We start from the raw sequence: 15965 nt of genomic DNA on the forward strand, positions 1-15965 counted from the left end.
CCCCGTGTCGGTGTCGTTCGGTCCCCGGTCCCCGGTGGGCTCGGTCCCCGTGTCGGTGTCGTTCGGTCCCCGGTCCCCGGTGGGCTCGGTCCCCGTGTCGGTGTCGTTCGGTCCCCGGTCCCCGGTGGGCTCGGTCCCCGACTCGGCGGCGTTCGGTCCCCGATGCGGATCCGGGCCCTGAGCAGGGACTTCTCGCGTAGTTCGGTCGGTCCGCGCGCCTCCCGGGTCCCCCTGCAAGGCTTCCGGATTGGCGCGACCGGTTCCCGGGACCGCACCTGCTTCTGGGGCCCCGGTCCCCACCCTGGTCCCCGCGTTCTCGCCCTCGGTCCCCGCGCTAGCCGACGCCTTCGGGACCGCGACTTCGGGGACCGGTCCCCTCGGAGCGCTCGGTCCCCGATCCCCGACCGACTCGTCGGAACCGTCTACGGGGACCGGCGCTTTCGAGGCCGGCTGTGAGGGGACCGTGGCTGCCGTCGAGGTGGTGTGCGGCGGGGACCAGGGCGAGGAAAGCGGGATCGTGGCGAGCGCGAGTGCGTGGCGGCGCGCGGCGAGCTGGTCGAGCAGCTGTGCGCGCTGGCGGGCGTCGGTCCCGACCGAGGCCCTGCCGACCGCCTTCGACAGGCGCCGCGTCAGCCGCCGGCCGCGTCGGCTCTGCTGCTGCTCGGGTGTGCGTTCGGCGAGGCGGACGGCGAGGGCGACTGCGCGGGCGGTGGCCCGGTCCCGGGTGATCTGTGCGGCGTCGCGGTCGCGTGCGGCGATCCCGAGGCGGGACAGCAGCCGCTCGCGTGCTTCCCGCCCCAGGACGGCGATCAGTCCGTGGGAGGCGGCACCCGGGGTGCGCAGGCGCAGCTCGATCCCCATGGCGAGGTGCCACAGCATCGCCGCCATGACCGGCCCGACGAAGGCCCTTACCGTGCCGCCGATAGGACCGCTCTCGGCATAGGCGGGGATCACCTGCACTCCGGTGATCACCCAGACCAACGTGCCCGGAAGGCCGGGGGCGCCCTCGGTGGCCAGGTTCTGTCGTGCCATTAGCGCCGTCGCGAAGAGCGCCAGCTCGGCTGCGGCGAACATGCCAGCCCGCTCGGCGGTGCCGGCCATGTCGAGGTAGTCGGCGGCGAACCGCCAGCTCGTGTCCGCGGAGTAGCAAGTACAGCCGAGGGCGGCAAGGGCAGCGACCTTGACCGCCGGACCGCTGAGACGTTTCTGCGGGCGCGTGCCCCGGCGCCGGATCGTCCAGGCGGTCAGCACCAGCACGACGGCGGCGGGCACCACGGCGGCGAGGAGGAGAGAGAGGTCCGGAGCGGCGCCGAGGGACAGGAAGGGGTGGGTCATGCGGCCTTTCCGAGAGAGGCGTGCGCCGGAGTCGACGCTGCCGGGCGGGCTGCTGGCTGCTGTGTGCCGGGTGCTGAGGCGGGCGGGGGGCCGCCTGCTGCTGGGGCGGTCTTCTTCCGCTTCTTCTTGGGCCGCGGCACGCCGTAGGTGCGGTCGCGATCGAACACCTTGTTGGCCGCCTGCCGCAGCAGGTCGCGTGCGTGCTTGTGGCTGATCTGAAGGGCGGTGGCGAGCCGGTCGGGCCGCCAGCCGCGTACGTAGGCGTGGTCGATGACGACCTGCCGCTCGGCCTCGGTCAGATGCACGTCGCGTCCCAGGAAAAAGGAGGTTACGCGTCGGTAGTCGAGGCGCTGCTGCAGTCCGTCGTGCCAGGGACGCCGCTCGGCCTCGGTGAGGCCGCCCCAGATGCCCTCCTTGAGGACGTTCTCCAGGGCGAAGTTGAGGCAGTCGCTGCGTACCGGGCACCAGCCGCACAGCTCCTTCGCCTCGGCGATGGCTTCGTGGTCCCGCGGGAGCGGGAAGAAGACGGCGTCAGCGTCCTCGACGTCCATGCCGTGGCACGCTCCCTGGGTGTGCCAGTTGGTGTCTCCGATACTGCGCAGGCCGGTGGCCGGCGCGTCGTGGGTGGTGATGTGACGCAAGGGTGGTCTCCGATGTGCTGCCGCGTCGGCCGGCTGGGGCGGTGCTGGGCGCGGCGTCGGGTGCCGGCCGCAGCGCGCGGGCGTGCGCCGCAGCCGGGGCGGGACGGTGATAGGGGGTAGCGGTGCATCGGGCGGGATGCACGCGCCCGATGCGCCGGTCAGGCCAAGGCGGGCTGCTGGACCTGCTCGCTCGGCTGGGCCTGCCTGGCGGCGGCGAGGTCGACGCGGCCGGGGTGCGGGGTGGCGCGCGGGGCGGTCGTGCGTACCCCGTCGTCGGGACCGATCCGGCGGCGACGACACGGCTCACCGGGCTGGGCCAGGCACCACTCGCACTTGACGCTCAGGGCGTCGGGCAGCCCCTGAGCGACGGCGACCTCGCGGGCTGCGCGAGCGGGCCGATAGGGGGCGAGGGCTGCGCGGGCGGCGGGCGGTATGCAGGAGCCGATCTGCCGCAGCCTCGCCTCCAACCTTGGGTCGATGCGGTCGCGACCGCTGATGGCTCTGGCCTGGGCGGGCTGCGCGGTGCCGGCGGCGACGGCGCGGCGGGTGCCGACCAGCTCGGCGGTCCAGGCGGCCTGGTCGTCCGGGTCGGCGGACGGCGTGGGATCGGAGTGCCGGGCCAGGCGGTCGCGCCGGTAGCTCTCCCAGGGGCGGGCGACGTCCGCGGGCAGGATCTGGTACGGCGAGACTCTGATGTGCTGGCGGGCGGCGACGCGGGCGTCCCAGCCGTGCGGAGTGGCCATCGGCACGTCGCCAAGCAGCTCGTGCCACTGTGCGAGCTGGTCGCGTGCCTCGCCCTGGTCGGTGCGGATGGTGCGGGGGTCGAGTCGGCCGATGTAGGCCAGCAGGGCTGCGATTTCACGGCGGTCCACGACTACTGCTCCGTTCCGGTCGGCTCGTTCAGGGCGGCGAGAAGTGCGGCGGTGTGGGCCTCTGCCCGCGTCATGCCGCCGGGCTGGCCGGGACCCGTGCCGGGCACGGCGTAGAGGTTCGGGCGGCCAGGGGGGTGCTCCCGGGCGACCCAGGAACGCCAGTCGGCAGCCCACGCAGCCGCCGGCCTCGGCTTGAAGCCGGAGCGGTGGGCACGCCACTTCGCGTCGGCTGCCTGCAGGCCCTGCTCGCCCAGACGGTCGAGGTGCCCCTGCTCGCGGGCCCAGGTGTGGGTGGCTGGGTCGACCTGCCACTCGGCAGCTGAGAGGACGGCAGCACCACCACTGCTGTACCTCCGGTTCAAATCCGGTTCACTACGGTTCTGTGTGCCGGTTTCCGGTACATCGCTGTGCCGGTTCCCGGCACGTCGAGGTGCCGTTTTCCGTCCGGACCTGCCGGATTCCGGTACTGCCGGTTTCCGGGCCCTCGCAGGGGATTCCGGCACCTCACGCGGGCGGATGTTGTAGCGCCGCAGGGCCGAGATCCGGAGTGCCGGGGTGGCTTCGGTCCCCTCCGCCGGCGCCTGGTCGGGGTCCTTGTAGTCCACGGTCTCCGCCAGGACCTTGGCGGCGAGGGGGAGGCGGTAGACGGTGCTGCGCTGCGGGCCGGTGAGGTCTTCGAGCTGCTCCAGCTCACCGGCGTCGACCAGACGGTCGATGGCTTCGCGGACCGTGGAGACGGAGGCGCGGGTGCGCTTGGCCAGGCTCGACAGGGAGGCCCAGGAGACGCACTGCTCGTCGCCCACCCGGTCGGCGATCGACAGCAGGACCAGACGCGCCGTCCCCCGGCTGCAACTGTGCTCCCACACCCAGTCGCGGGCTTCGCTGCTCATCGGCAGCTCCCGACGAGCGGGCGGGTCCCGCAGCTCGGCGGGGCCATGAACGTGCGGTCCGGCTCGGGGCGCTGAGGCGCCGAGGCGGAGATGGCTGCCGCGCAGACCAGGCGAAAGGGCCTTTTGCGCAGGGCAGGAGACATGCGATACTCCCCTTTGCAGTGTTGCCACGCTGACGCGCCCCTTGGAAGGACTCAGCGTGGTGATGGTGGGCAATCTCCGCCCTTGCCGGGGCGGGTATGCCGCTTAGCGTTCGGCGTCCGTGAGTTACCGCTCCCGGGCGCCGTCGCTGTTTGTGGACCTTCGCGGTCCGGTCCGTCCTCGTGCTCTCCTCATGTCCGTCGCTGCGGGCGGGCTGCCCGGGGACGACGAACATACGCACGGACCCGTATCAAGATCCAGACTTGGTTCTTAAACTCTGTACTGGTTGCAGAGAGTCATCGGATGATCGTGTGCCGCAAGTGTCCGTACGGCGCGACCTGGGGCGCACCCCCGCGTCGAAGCGCACCGTTGCCGCGGTTGCCTCGAACGCCGAGAGCGTGTCACTGTGTCCGAATTGGAACGGGTGTCTGTTATTCCCTGCAGCGGAAATGCGAGGCGGATGGGGTGTTTCCACTGCCGCCTCCGCGCTTTCCGGTCGAAGATAAAATCCTGCGTGCCAGACGTGACCTATGTCGCTGGCTGAATGTGGCTTGTGCCACTCACCCGGCATACTCCTGCCGGTAGAAACGGACAGGCCGACCTGAAACAGGCGGTACGCGTCACACGGAAACGTGCTGGTGAGGAAGAACTTTCCATACAGTGGATCAGCTCGTCAACTCACGTTTATCGCGGGGTAGGGTGCTTGAAGTGACGACGAAGTCCACCCAGGAAAGGATCATGAAAGACTCGACCGAAGGCCAGGTGAGCCCCAAGGGGCTCATGGACCGCCTAAACCGCCTGTTCGACACAGTGCACCCGCCCGACCGCGGCCCCTTCAGCAACGCCGAGGTGGCCGAACTCATGGAGAAGCGCGGGCTGGGCAAACTGTCGGCCCAGTACCTCTGGCTCCTGCGGACCGGGCAGCGCGATAACCCGACGAAGCGTCACCTCGAAGCGCTAGCAGGGTTTTTCGGCGTGGACCCCGCATACTGGTTCGACGACGCCGTCGCCGAAAAGACCGTGCAGGAACTTGAGTTGCTCGCACTGCTTCGCGACACGAAGATCAAAAACGTGCTCCTTCGCCTGTCCGACGTTTCCGCAGACGGAAAGGATGCCGTCCTGGGAATCGTCGAGAGCGTACGAAAATCCGAGGGGTTGCCACCCTCAACTGGCGCGTAAAACGGCCGCGTTCAGTAAGTGATCAAGGAAAAGCAATGTGGTCCGCACGTAGGCTGCGCCGGCCTGACCTCTTGGCCGAGCTGCAGCTCCCGCACGTCACCAATATCCGCGACCTCAGCGACGAGGTCTCACGCCGCACGGGACGGAAGGTGGTCCTGGAGGCCCGTGAGCAAGCGCCCTCCGTATGCGGGGCATGCGCCGTCACGGAGAGTGCCTTCCACGTGTACTACGACCCGCGGACCAGCTCCCTGCACCAGGACCACATCATTGCCCACGAGTTCAGCCACCTGCTGCTCGGCCACCACAAGAACCGCCCGGCGTCCGCGCTCTCCTCAGCGATCTTCACCAGCGTGGGCTCGGCCACCGTCGAGATGATGTTGGGCCGTACCAAGTACGACGAGGACGAGGAGCGGGACACCGAGCTCCTCGCCTCGTTGATCCAGCGCCGGATCATCGACCGATGGCTGCGCAGCGACGAGTCCTCCGGAGACGAAGTGCAGGACAGGGTCACGCACACGCTGCTGCGCCGACGGGAGGCCCGGCCGTGAAGGACCTGCTCCATCCGATCAGCCTCGTCGTCGCCACGCTCGGCTTCCTCTGCTTGCTGCGGGACGTGCCGACCCGCCGCCGAGACCCCGCCTTCACCGCGCTGGCCGCCGTCTTCCTGCTGTCAGGGCTGTCGTTCCTGTTCTCCATCACACTGATGTGGCAGTACCTCGACCATGTCCTGGGCGTGGTGAACCTCTCCGTACCCCTGGCGATGGGATGCGTGGTCGCGCTGCTCGCCTGCCAGCAGATCGTCCTCACCTACTGGGGATCACCCCCCGAAGTTGCCCGCAGGAGGGCACGGGAGTGGCTAGCCGCAGGCTTCGCTGTGATCGCAGGGCTGCTGGTGCTGTTCGCCCTGCTGACGCCGAACGCGCCGCGACCGATCAACTTCACGCTGTACTACGCGCATGATGGCTGGTACGCCGCGTATCTCACCCTGTACGTCACGGCCTACACCATCGGTGAAATGTCCCTCGCCCGTGCCTGCTGGCGCCTGGCCCGCCGCAGCACCCGCGGGTCCGTCCGTATCGGCCTGCGCATCGTCGCCCTCGGCGCGATCGTCACTCTCGGATACAGCGCCGTGCGCATCGGGAACGTGATCGCCGGTGCCTTCAACGCGTCGCTCGCAGAGTGGGAGGGCTTCGCGTGGACCTGCGGCGATGTCGGCGCCATGCTCACGCTCATCGGCTGGCTAGTGCCCACCATCAACGATCAGGCTCAGAGCCTCCAGTACCGGATCAAGCAATACCGCAGCTACTACGGCCTACGCCCTCTGTGGCTGGCGTTCTACAGCGAGGCGCCCGAGATCGCACTGCCGATCGACCGAGTCGACCCGGCCCAGAGGCGCCGTTTCCGCAGCATCTCGATCCGGCTCTACCGCCGAGCAGTCGAGATCAGAGACGGACGGTTCGTGATCCGTCAGTACCTTGATGCCGCAGTCCGCGAAGCCAGCGAAGCCCGCCACCGGGCCCGAGGGCTTCACGGAGAAGAGCTGTCCGCGGCCGTCACCGCCGACCAGATCCTCGCCGGAATCGCCGCCCGGGCAGCCGGTACCCGCCCGGAGACCGACCAGCTCACCGAGTTCGCCGACTCCGAACGCCAGACCAGCAGGCCCATGGACGACATCGACGCTCTCCTCGACGTCGCGCGCCACCTGCCCCGCCAGCCCGCCCGAGCCCCCCACCTTGAGCAGGTCTCCGCATGACGACCGACCTCACCCACCAGCCCGCCCACGTCCAGCTCCAGGCCCTGGATCGCCGCGAGATCTCCAGCCGCGAACTGCTCGACCTCCACCTGGCCCAGATCGACGCCAGCCAGATCAACGCCGTCGTCACCCGCGACGACAGCGCTGCCCGAGCCGTCGCACACGCAGCCGACGAACGCCGCGCCCGCAACGAGAGCACCGGCATCCTCGACGGCCTTCCCCTCACGATCAAGGACAGCTTCGAGACGGTCGGCCTGCGCACCACCAGCGGTGCCGAAGACCTCGCCGATCACGTTCCCGCACGCGACGCCGACGCCGTCGCCCGGCTCCGCCACCAAGGCGCCGTCATCATGGGCAAGACCAATACCCCGGCGTACTGCCAAGACCTGCACACCGACAACGTCCTGTTCGGTCCCACGCTTAACCCGCATGACCCCAAGCGCACTACCGGCGGCTCCTCCGGCGGCCCCGCCGCAGCAGTCGCCGCCCGTCTGACCCCCGCAGACCTCGGCAGCGACCTCGCCGGCTCCCTGCGGCTCCCCGCCCACTACTGCGGTGTCTACGGCCTGCGCCCCACGCAGGGACTCATCCCAGCCCGCGGCCACGTCCCTCGCCCGCCGGGGTGGATCACCAGCAGCGACATGGTCACCCCCGGCCCCCTGGCCCGCCACCCCCGAGACCTCGACCTGCTCCTCGCCGCACTGACGACACCGTCACCCGACGAGAACAACCCCTGGAGCGTCACGCTGCCCACAGTGCAACGCCCAATCGGCCAGCTCCGCGTGGCAGTGTGGGCCGACGACGCGAGCTGCCCAGTCGACCGCAACACCGCTGATGCTCTCGCCACCGTCGAACGGACGCTGACCTCCGCCGGCGCGAGTGTCCGCCACACCACGGGGCCGGTCGGCTTCGCTGACTCTCTGCGCCTCTTCGAGCAACTCCTTTACGCCACCACGACCGCAGCCACCGACGACGACGCCGGCGCCGCCGAACTCGCCGCTGCCCGTGACCTGCACACGGACGATGCGAGCCCTCGAGCCGCCTTCCTCCGCCACCGAACGCAGACACACCGTGTCTGGCTCCGCGCCAACGAGGAGCGCCTCCGGCTCCGGCAGACGTGGCACCGGTTCTTCGCCGACGCCCAGCACGATGTCCTCATTACGCCCGCCGCTCCTACTGCGGCGATCCCAGCCGGGAGCCGCTCTCTCATGGTCGACGGCGTCGAACGGAGCTTCTTCGACCAGACCGGCTGGGCCAACCTGACCAGCCACGTCGGTCTGCCCAGCCTGGTCATGCCTGCTGCGCGTAGCGCCGATGGCCTCCCGATTGGTGTGCAGTTGGTAGGACCGGCCTATTCGGAGCGGTCCTTGCTCGTGATGGCCGAGCACCTGGCGCCTCTGCTCAGCGGGACGGCCGGGGGCGTCATCGGATCATGGAGCGGATGACCTCTGCGTCGCCGTTGTAGGCGATGACGGCACCTTCATCGTCGGTAGGCGGTTCGAACCGAGCGAAGAAGTCGTCCAAGGCTTCGGGAGTCACGTTCAAGGCATTGGCGTCCTTGCGCTGATTGCGCGCGGCGAGGCGCCGCAGGAGCTCCTCCCTGGAGGCTGGCAGGTAGACGAGCAGCGGGAATCCGCCCGCGGCCTGGACTGTCTTCTTCCATTCCTCGCGATCGGAACGACGCCACAGGCCGTGATCGAGGACGACGGCACGGCCCGCGCGCAGGTGCTCCGTGAGCTGCGCACGTACGGTCTCGACCGCAGGAGCCTCGCGCTAGAAATACCCGTGCTCGGGGTAGTCGACCCGATACCGGCCGTGGAGGCGGTGGACCTCCTCGTCAACGCTGAGGCGAACAAGGCCCATCGCGGCGAGGGCCTGTGCAAGGTGCGTCTTGCCGGAGCCGGTGATTCCGATGAGCAGGACGGCGGTCGGCTTGCTCACGATGTCGCGCTCCCTCGCGGTACTGCTGGTAGCTGCTGCTTACGTGCGGTCGCATGGTCCGTAGACGGCGGCTGCCTGGCCGGCGTGGAGGGCCCAGTATCGGTCTCCGTAGCTGAAATGCCACCACTCCGTTGGATAGTTCACAAAACCGGCGGCTGACATGACGCGGCAGAGCGTGTCGCGATGGGCCCGGGCGGCGCCGCTGATCGAGTTCGCGTGGGTGTAACAGGCGCCGTCGCTTTCCTCTGGGGAGGCGCTCATCCTCGTCCCCATGTCCACCTCCTGGCCGTCCGGGGCGGCGAGGGTCAGGTCGACGGCCGCGCCGGCGCTGTGCGGCGCGATCTCCGGTGGGGAGACGTAACGGCTTGCGGCCTCGTGGACGCGGCTGTCGCTCCAGTCGGGGTTTCCGCGACGCAGCTTGGTCGCGTACTCCTCGAAGTACGCCCGCTGGAGCGCCGGAGGCCGGTACCCCTCGACGACGAGCAGGTGGAACTCAGTGGGGAGCAGTCGCTGGGCGTGTTCCAGGCGCTCGATGAGCCCGTGCCGCAGGTGCGCGAAGTGGCCGCCGGGGTCCTGCTTGCGTTGATCGACGAGAAACAGGCCGGACGCCCGTGTGTCGATGAGTTCCTCGCCGCATTCCTGGACAGGGATGGCGGCGACCCGAGGGTCGGACATCAGCACGATCTTCAACTACGTCTCCTTCGACGCTAAAAGAGGAGCGGCGCGACAGGTGTACGTCGGTGTCGGCGGTCAGGCCAGGCCGTCGCCAGGCGTGGCCGCTGGTCCGGATGCGAAATGCGTGAAGTGCGCTGGCGAGTGGTCGATGGCCAGGTCGGGCCGCCATGCGGTGAGGATCTGGGCGCTGCACACGAACAGGCCGTCGGGCAGCTGATCGAGCGGGTGCCAAGCCCAGTCGCCGACGCTTTCGTCCGGCTGCGTGGTCGGCTGCCCCTGCCAGGCGTGGACGAGTGCGCCGACGGTGACCCGCAGGACACCTTCGACGTGGTCGACCAGCGTGCCCAGGAGCTGGACGTCGCCGGTCCGAGCGACCAGACCGGTTTCCTCGCCGAGTTCTCGGATCACCGCGTCCTGGAAGGATTCCCCGGCCTCCACACTCCCACCGGGCAGTTCGAGGGTGCCGCGTCGGTGTCGGCCCAGCAGAATGCCCTGTTCGCTCAGCAGGATCGCTCCGACGCCGACGGCTGCGTGGGCTGCTGGCGCTCGGGTGCTGCGGGGCCGGCTGGAGACTCGCGCCGGCCGGTCGGGAAGGCGCCGGGCGTGGATGAGCTGCTGGATAACCGTGGCGCCCTCGTCGGGGTGAGGCAGCAGGTCGATGGCCTCGACGCGGAAGCCGTACTCGGTGAGCAGGTCCTCCCAAAGCTGCGGTGACAGGACCCACATCTGCGTCGGCAGGGGCGGATCGTCGCGCAGCAGGATCATCTGCTCGCGCGGCGCCACCTCCGTGGACGGGCCGCGGCCGTGCAAGTCGGTGTGGAGGAGCGAGAGGATCAGAGGGGCACCGGGGCGCAGTCCGTCGCGCAGCGCGGGCAGGGAGCGGTGCGGATCGATGAACCCGAGCGTCCCGATCGCGTATGCGGCGTCGAACGGCGCGGTGCCAGCCAGGTACTCGGCCACGTCTCCTTGGACGAACTCCACGCCCTCCACGTTCGTGTGGGCGGAGATGGCGCGTTCGTGCTGGGTCGGGGACAGCTCGATTCCGGTGACGCGGGCTCCGTGCGCCTGGGCGAGATGGACGGCGTGGTGGCCAGCTCCCGAACCGATGTCCAGGACGCGGCGGCCGGTGACGTCACCGAGGACTTCTGCTCCCGGTCCGACCCCTTCCCAAGGCGTCCAGGTGAGCTGGTCGGGGACGGGCGGGGTGTAGGCGCGAGCCAGTTGTCGCTGCCCATACATATGCCAGGCCCGTGTGTTGGTGTCCTCGGCGGCCACGATTGCCTCCTGGGTGGGTGCGCTGGGGATCAGGTGTGCGTGGTGAGGTAGGCGGGGCCTTCGCCACGACGGGCCTGTTCGATGGCGTCGAGGCGGGCGAAGGCGCGCGGCGCCATCAGTCCCTGCCAGGTGGCGAGGTCGTGCACGGCCCACATGTCGTGCTCGGCGGGATCGAGTCGGATCCGACCGAGCTGCTCTGCGGTCAGCCGCCCTCCGTCGAAGATGAGCCCTACCTTGTTCAGCGGCAGGCGGAGCCCGGCGTGCAGGAAGTGCGTGAGGAGAAGCTTCGGCGTATCCAGGCCCAGTTCGAGGCCGGTCTCTTCGACTGCTTCGCGGCGAGCGGTTTGCAGCGGGTCCTCTCCTTGGGCGTCCAGGTTGCCGCCCGGGAACTGCCAGAGGCGCGAGCCGTAGACCGAGCGCAGTTGAACCGGCCGGTCGTGTTCGTCGCGGATGTACAGGCAGCCGTACACCGTGTGGTGGGGGACGGTGTGCGCGTACTGCGCGGGCGTCATCGGCATCGGTCGGCCTGGCCGTGCAGGGCGGTGGTCGAATGCGAAGGCGAGGACGCCGAGGCCCTCCTTGGCTGGCGGGTAGATGCTTCGCAGGTTGGCGAGCAGTTCTCCGGGCGGCCCGTTCGGGTCGATGCGCGCGGGGTCCTCTGAACTGAGCAGATCCTCGAAGGAGGGGTACGGGGTGATCCGCTGCACGATGACGTCGAGCTCGCGGCCGGTGTCGCGGTCGTGGAAGACGACCGTGTCGCCGACGGCAACGGCGCGCTTCCGCGGGGTGGCCACCCTCACTTCGATCGTCTTGCGGCCTGCTTCCACTAGGCGGTAGTACCGAGGGAGCAGGCGCATGTGGTGCTCTTGCCGTTCCTCTCTGGCCGCCGGACTCGGTACGGCTGGGATCGCCTGTTGGGTGTCGTCAGGCACACATGCCTCCGATAGATGCGGTGTGGTTCGTTGCGTTCAGCGGCCCATGGAAGGTGAACGGGGGTTGCTCCGTGACGGAATCTTCAGGGTGGACCATGTCCCGCCCCCTGCTCCGTCGGCCCGTCACACCCGGCTGCTCTCGCGGGCCGCGGAGGTGTCCGACCAGCTGGCGATGTAGCCCACTGCTTGTTTCGGCGAGCTGCCGCACTTCTTCGGGCGGGAGGTCCGGGTGCATGGAAGCGGCCATGTTCACACCCAGCCCGTTTCGGAGTAGGAGCGGTCGGCCCGGATGCCCTCGATGGCGACCCTGGTATAGGGGACGAGGTCCTCGGGGAGGGCGGCCGGATCCCAGAACTTCCACTGGGTGCACTTGTCCGGCTCGCGTAGTTCCGGCTCGCCGCCCCAGGTCCGAGCGCGGAAGAACAGGCCCATGCGGGGCCGGCCCCCGGCCCGGTCGATGTGGTGGACGACGTGGACGAGTTCGACGTCCTGTCGTTCGATGCGCAGACCGGCCTCCTCCCATGCCTCTCTGATCAGGCAGGTAATGGCGCTCTCCTGCTCGCAGTGGCCGGCCAGGACGTGCCAGGTGGAAGGCGCGAAGCTGGAGTCGGGGTGGCGCAGCCCGAGCAGCACCGTCCCGTCAGGCCGTTCCAGGTAGAGGTGAACGCCGATGATGTTGGGAACCGTGCCGTGCGGAGCGGCCGGGCGGCGCCCCTCGTGCGATGCGGGCCCGCTCTGCGACGTGGTGCGGGATGCGCCGGCCGGGCGGCTGGCGGCGTGGCGCCGTACGAGGGCGCTGGTGGTGTCTGCGATGCGGAGGCGGTGGAGGTCGTCGGGGGCGAACCAGGCCAGCATCACCCCTTCCGTCAGGTGGAGTTCGCGGGGGTCACCGTTCCAGCGGCCGGCGTAGATGGCGATGGGTACGGTCACGCCGGCGTCGTCGGTTGCTTCCTCGATGCCGAACGGGGTCAGGTCGGCGATGTGGAGGTCGGCTTCCTCGGCCAGTTCGCGCCGCACAGTGTGCTCCAGGGTGGCGTCCTGGGGCTCTCGGCCGCCACCCAGCAGTGACCACATCCCCGGCTCCCAGATCCGGCCGGGGAAGTAGTCGCGCAGGTGGAGCAGGTACTCGCCACGGTCGTTGTAGATCAGGGCCGAGGCGTTGGCGGTCGCCGGTCCGGTTCCGGGCGGGAGCTTGAGCAGCTTTTGGCGCAGGGAGGGGGAGGCCACCCTGTGCGCGGGACGCCATTCGATGCCGCCGACCTCTTCTTCCTGCAGTACCAGCGGCACCTCTGCCGCGGTCTGCAGGCGGAAGAGGAACCGGAGGTCGAAGTGCCGGTGGCCGGGTTCCCCCTTGCCCGGGTGGGCGTCGATGTCGTGTATGTCGATGTCGAACGGGACAGTCTCGTAGCCGGGCCACGGTGCCACGGCCTGGGGCGGGATCCCGGTCTCCTCGTGCAGCTCCCGAAGAGCCGCCCCTGCCAGGGACTCGTCCTCGGGCTCGGTGTGTCCGCCGGGAGCGAGGACTTTGCCGCTCGCCAGGTGCAGCACGTGCAGGACGCGGCCGAGCGGATCGATGACGATCGCGCCGCAGGTGACGTGTCCGGTGAAGGTGGAGCGGCTGGCGATATCGGTGGGACGGTCGAGGGCGCCCAGGAGGCAGGCAAGCTGCGCGCGCTCGTGAGGGTGGCGAGCGAGGTAGGTCTCGACGGTGGTGCGGATGTGGTCGGGTGACAGCGGCATTCGGCTACCTCAGAGGAGCGTGAAGCGGGACAGATGGAGGCGGGGTAGTCGTTCGTGTCAGCTCAGCCGCATCCCCTCAGCAGGGATCTCCTCGATGGCAGCGGGCCGAGCGGCAGGCAGACCCCACCGCTCCCGGGCCGTCTCAGCGGCAAGCAGGGCTTGCCGCGCTCCGGGCGGCCCCCATCCGAGCAGGGCGGCTGCTTGGGCGGGGGAGGCGAGCAGGCGTGCGAAGGGGTGGCCGGTGGCAGGGTCGACGGCCGCCGGTCCGACGGCGGTGACCCGGGCGGCCAAGCGGAGCCGGGCGTTGGGCCCCACCCCGCCGTAGACCTCACCGGTTTCGTCCAGCACCCAGCTCAGTCGCACCGGGTCAGTCAGAGCGAGTTGCGCTTCCTCGGCGGCTTCCCGGTGGAGGGTGTCCTCGGGAGTCGCGTCGGTCTTCTCCACCGTGCCGCCCGGCAGCATCGGCAGCGCGCCTTGCGGGCCGGGGTCGGCCAAGAGGACGACCCGGCCGTCGGGGACGAAGCACCACGCCCAGGCTTGCTGCACGGGGAGCCGTTCGGGGACGGGGTCGCGGTTGAAGGGGCTCTCCCACAGAGGCCGGTAGCGAACGTGCACGTCATGGCGGTCCAGTACCGGGACGTCGAGGATGTGCCGGCCGTCCGCGAGGTGAGCGGTGGCTGTGTTCCCGAGCCGTGCACGGTAGGCGGCGAGCATGATCTGCCCGTCCACGGGGCGCAGCCGCTGCACCGCGTCCCGGGTCTCCAGGAAGGCGTACTCGGACAGCTCCTCGCGCGGGAGGCGGATGGCCTCCGCCTGGTGAGGAGTGAGCGTTCCGCCATCGAAAACGAACCGGATCTCTCCGGGGAAACGCGTGCTGTGCTGGCTGTCCGGGTGGTGCGGGGAGAGGGAGTGGACGGCGAGCACGCCCGACAGGGGCAGGCTTGTCAGGCCGAGTTCCTCGGTGATCTCGCGCCGGCAGGCGACGTGCGGGTGTTCGCCGGGTTCGACGACTCCTCCGGGCAGCAGCCACCGGTCGTCCTCGCGGTAGGTGGGGTGAACGAGCAGGACGCGGCCGACTTGGTCAGTGACGAGCGCGGCGGCGCCGACCCAAACCGTGTGCCGGGGGACGGCGTGCTGCCCTGCGGACAGGGCGGCACGCGGTGCGACGTCATCCGAACCTGAGACGGGAGTGGTCACTTGGCGGTGCCTTCCTTATCGGATGGGGCGGGCATGGGTTCGGCACGGGCCGGGAGCGGTGATCAGGAGGTACGGCCGTTCATCTGGCGCTGCAGCTCCCTCGGCCGGTGAGCAGTGCAGCGGGGCCGGGAACGATCGGCCAGTCCACGGTGATGCGGGTGTGCTTCTTGGCAAATACGTGCGGTTCGTGGTCTTTGGTCGGCGGGGCGCAACTGGCGGCCGGTCGGGCGGTGATGCGGGGGCAGAGGGCGCCGCGGTGGTTGTGCTGCCAGTGCCGGACCTGCTCGGCCATCTCCTGTGCAGCAAGGTGTCCTCGGGTGCCGTGGCCGTGGACAACGAACTCGTACAGGCCCTTGCCGTCGTCTCCGTCGCCGATGCGCTCGGTGGCCAGTCGCGCGAGGGAGTTGCCGCGGACGATCGCGGCGCCGGGCCAGTGCTTGGGCGGCGGGTTCAGGACCCCGTTGTCGCCGTCGGAGTCGGCCGAGAGGCGGCAAAAGCCCGGCAGGGCCCCGGCGAGGTAGAGGGTGAGGGTGTCGAAGGGTTCCTGGCCGCCTACGGTGACGTGGGTGTGCGTCACGGTCGGCTCGCAGGTGAGGGCTGGGGCGAGTTCGTCGACGGGCAACGGGTTGCCGTCTTCCCAGGACAGGTGGACGCCGGTGCCTGGGACGGTGCGGCGATTCCTGTGCCAGGCGCCGTCGCCCTGCATGGCGACAAAGCCGCAGACGATGAGCGGCTCGTCGCTGTGCAAGGCCCCGTCGTGCTTGGTGAAGCTGATGGCCCAGTGGTACCCGTGCAGACGCACCGGTGCGACGAGACGGCCGCCCTCGGCCAGGGCGTCGATCCAGGGCAGATCCCAGGTGTCGACGGTGACCACGATGGCGTCGAATCCGCCGTCCGGCACCACCTCGGCAGGCAGGTGCTCGGCGTCCGCGGTGACCACGCGGATGCGGCCGTATCCGGTCTGGGTCAGGAAGCGGGTGGCCCGGTCGGTGACGGCTGGGTCGATGTCGAGGGTGGTGACGTGGCCGGTCGGGCCGACGAGTTCGGCGATGAGAGCAGCGTTGTAGCCGCCGGAGCCGATCTCCAGAGCGTGGTGGCCGGGCTGGATGCGGGCGGCTTCGAGCATGTCGGCCTGCAGCCAGGGTGCGGAGATGGAGCTGATGACGGTGCCGTCGTCGCTGTGGCGGGTGGCGATGATCTCGTTGGCGTACGCAGCATGGAGGGGCGTTTCGGGGGCGAAGGCGTGCCGGGGCACGGTGCGCAGGGCGCGGTCGACCGCGGGGGTGCGGATGTGTCCGGCGGCGGCGAGTTCGTCGGCCAGTTGGTGGCGCAGAGCGGTGGCTTCGTCGAGGTCCGTGGTGGGGGGCGTGGTCACGGCGGGCCTTTCGGTCGTG

At 69.9% G+C, this 15965-nt stretch carries 14 protein-coding genes and 1 pseudogene; 4 read left to right on the top strand and 11 right to left on the bottom strand.

Annotated elements, in window-relative coordinates:
* The 4 genes from ACWCPI_RS30525 to ACWCPI_RS30540 all read right to left on the bottom strand — a co-directional run.
* The coding region (locus ACWCPI_RS30525; RefSeq protein WP_451041194.1) for a hypothetical protein at positions 1–1335 on the bottom strand (1335 nt) is incomplete at its 3' end.
* Positions 1332–1976, bottom strand: coding sequence for a WhiB family transcriptional regulator (locus ACWCPI_RS30530; protein WP_382104145.1), 645 nt, complete (start codon positions 1974–1976; stop codon positions 1332–1334). The genes ACWCPI_RS30525 and ACWCPI_RS30530, both read right to left, overlap by 4 nt.
* A gap of 158 nt (positions 1977–2134) precedes the next feature.
* Positions 2135–2848, bottom strand: a complete 714-nt coding sequence (locus tag ACWCPI_RS30535) for a zinc finger domain-containing protein (RefSeq protein WP_451041195.1) — start codon at positions 2846–2848, stop codon at positions 2135–2137.
* A 2-nt stretch (positions 2849–2850) separates the two neighbouring features.
* Complete coding sequence (locus tag ACWCPI_RS30540; RefSeq protein WP_451041196.1) at positions 2851–3738, bottom strand: helix-turn-helix domain-containing protein; 888 nt, start codon at positions 3736–3738, stop codon at positions 2851–2853.
* 849 nt (positions 3739–4587) lie between these two features.
* On the opposite strand from ACWCPI_RS30540, the gene ACWCPI_RS30545 reads away from it, so the two are divergent.
* Genes ACWCPI_RS30545 through ACWCPI_RS30560 form a run of 4 tightly spaced genes read left to right on the top strand, consistent with a single transcriptional unit; the run spans position 4588 to position 8256 of the window.
* Positions 4588–5058 carry a helix-turn-helix domain-containing protein gene (locus ACWCPI_RS30545; RefSeq protein ID WP_451041197.1) on the top strand — a complete coding sequence of 157 codons (471 nt, stop codon included), beginning with the start codon at positions 4588–4590 and terminating at the stop codon, positions 5056–5058.
* 35 nt (positions 5059–5093) lie between these two features.
* Entirely contained in the window at positions 5094–5606 is a 513-nt protein-coding gene (locus ACWCPI_RS30550) for a hypothetical protein (RefSeq protein WP_451041198.1), read from the top strand.
* The gene (locus tag ACWCPI_RS30555) at positions 5603–6811 is read left to right on the top strand and encodes an MAB_1171c family putative transporter (RefSeq protein ID WP_451041199.1); all 1209 of its coding nucleotides are present in this window, start codon (positions 5603–5605) and stop codon (positions 6809–6811) included. The genes ACWCPI_RS30550 and ACWCPI_RS30555 overlap by 4 nt, the downstream gene beginning before the upstream one ends.
* Positions 6808–8256, top strand: a complete 1449-nt coding sequence (locus tag ACWCPI_RS30560) for an amidase family protein (RefSeq protein ID WP_382104153.1) — start codon at positions 6808–6810, stop codon at positions 8254–8256. Before ACWCPI_RS30555 ends, ACWCPI_RS30560 begins: the two co-directional genes overlap by 4 nt.
* Here ACWCPI_RS30560 and ACWCPI_RS30565 read toward each other — a convergent pair.
* From ACWCPI_RS30565 to fxlM, 7 genes and pseudogenes are all read right to left on the bottom strand, one after another.
* Positions 8234–8752: pseudogene (locus ACWCPI_RS30565) on the bottom strand (AAA family ATPase). The gene ACWCPI_RS30560 and the pseudogene ACWCPI_RS30565 overlap by 23 nt on opposite strands.
* A gap of 39 nt (positions 8753–8791) precedes the next feature.
* The gene (locus ACWCPI_RS30570) at positions 8792–9427 is read right to left on the bottom strand and encodes a M15 family metallopeptidase (RefSeq protein WP_451041297.1); all 636 of its coding nucleotides are present in this window, start codon (positions 9425–9427) and stop codon (positions 8792–8794) included.
* 75 nt (positions 9428–9502) lie between these two features.
* Positions 9503–10702: a bifunctional class I SAM-dependent methyltransferase/NUDIX hydrolase gene (locus tag ACWCPI_RS30575; RefSeq protein ID WP_451041200.1), complete on the bottom strand. Its 1200-nt coding sequence runs from the start codon at positions 10700–10702 to the stop codon at positions 9503–9505.
* A 29-nt stretch (positions 10703–10731) separates the two neighbouring features.
* A complete protein-coding gene (locus tag ACWCPI_RS30580; protein WP_382104168.1) occupies positions 10732–11559 on the bottom strand; it encodes an NUDIX domain-containing protein in 828 nt (275 codons plus the stop codon).
* Between the two features lie 324 nt (positions 11560–11883).
* Positions 11884–13374, bottom strand: coding sequence for an NUDIX domain-containing protein (locus ACWCPI_RS30585; protein WP_382104155.1), 1491 nt, complete (start codon positions 13372–13374; stop codon positions 11884–11886).
* Between the two features lie 57 nt (positions 13375–13431).
* Entirely contained in the window at positions 13432–14571 is a 1140-nt protein-coding gene (locus ACWCPI_RS30590) for an NUDIX hydrolase (RefSeq protein ID WP_382104158.1), read from the bottom strand.
* A 79-nt stretch (positions 14572–14650) separates the two neighbouring features.
* Positions 14651–15946: a methyltransferase, FxLD system gene (gene fxlM / locus ACWCPI_RS30595; protein ID WP_451041201.1), complete on the bottom strand. Its 1296-nt coding sequence runs from the start codon at positions 15944–15946 to the stop codon at positions 14651–14653.
* Between the last annotated feature and the right edge of the window lie 19 nt (positions 15947–15965).

It is taken from the genome of Streptomyces sp. NPDC001920 (assembly GCF_053594495.1).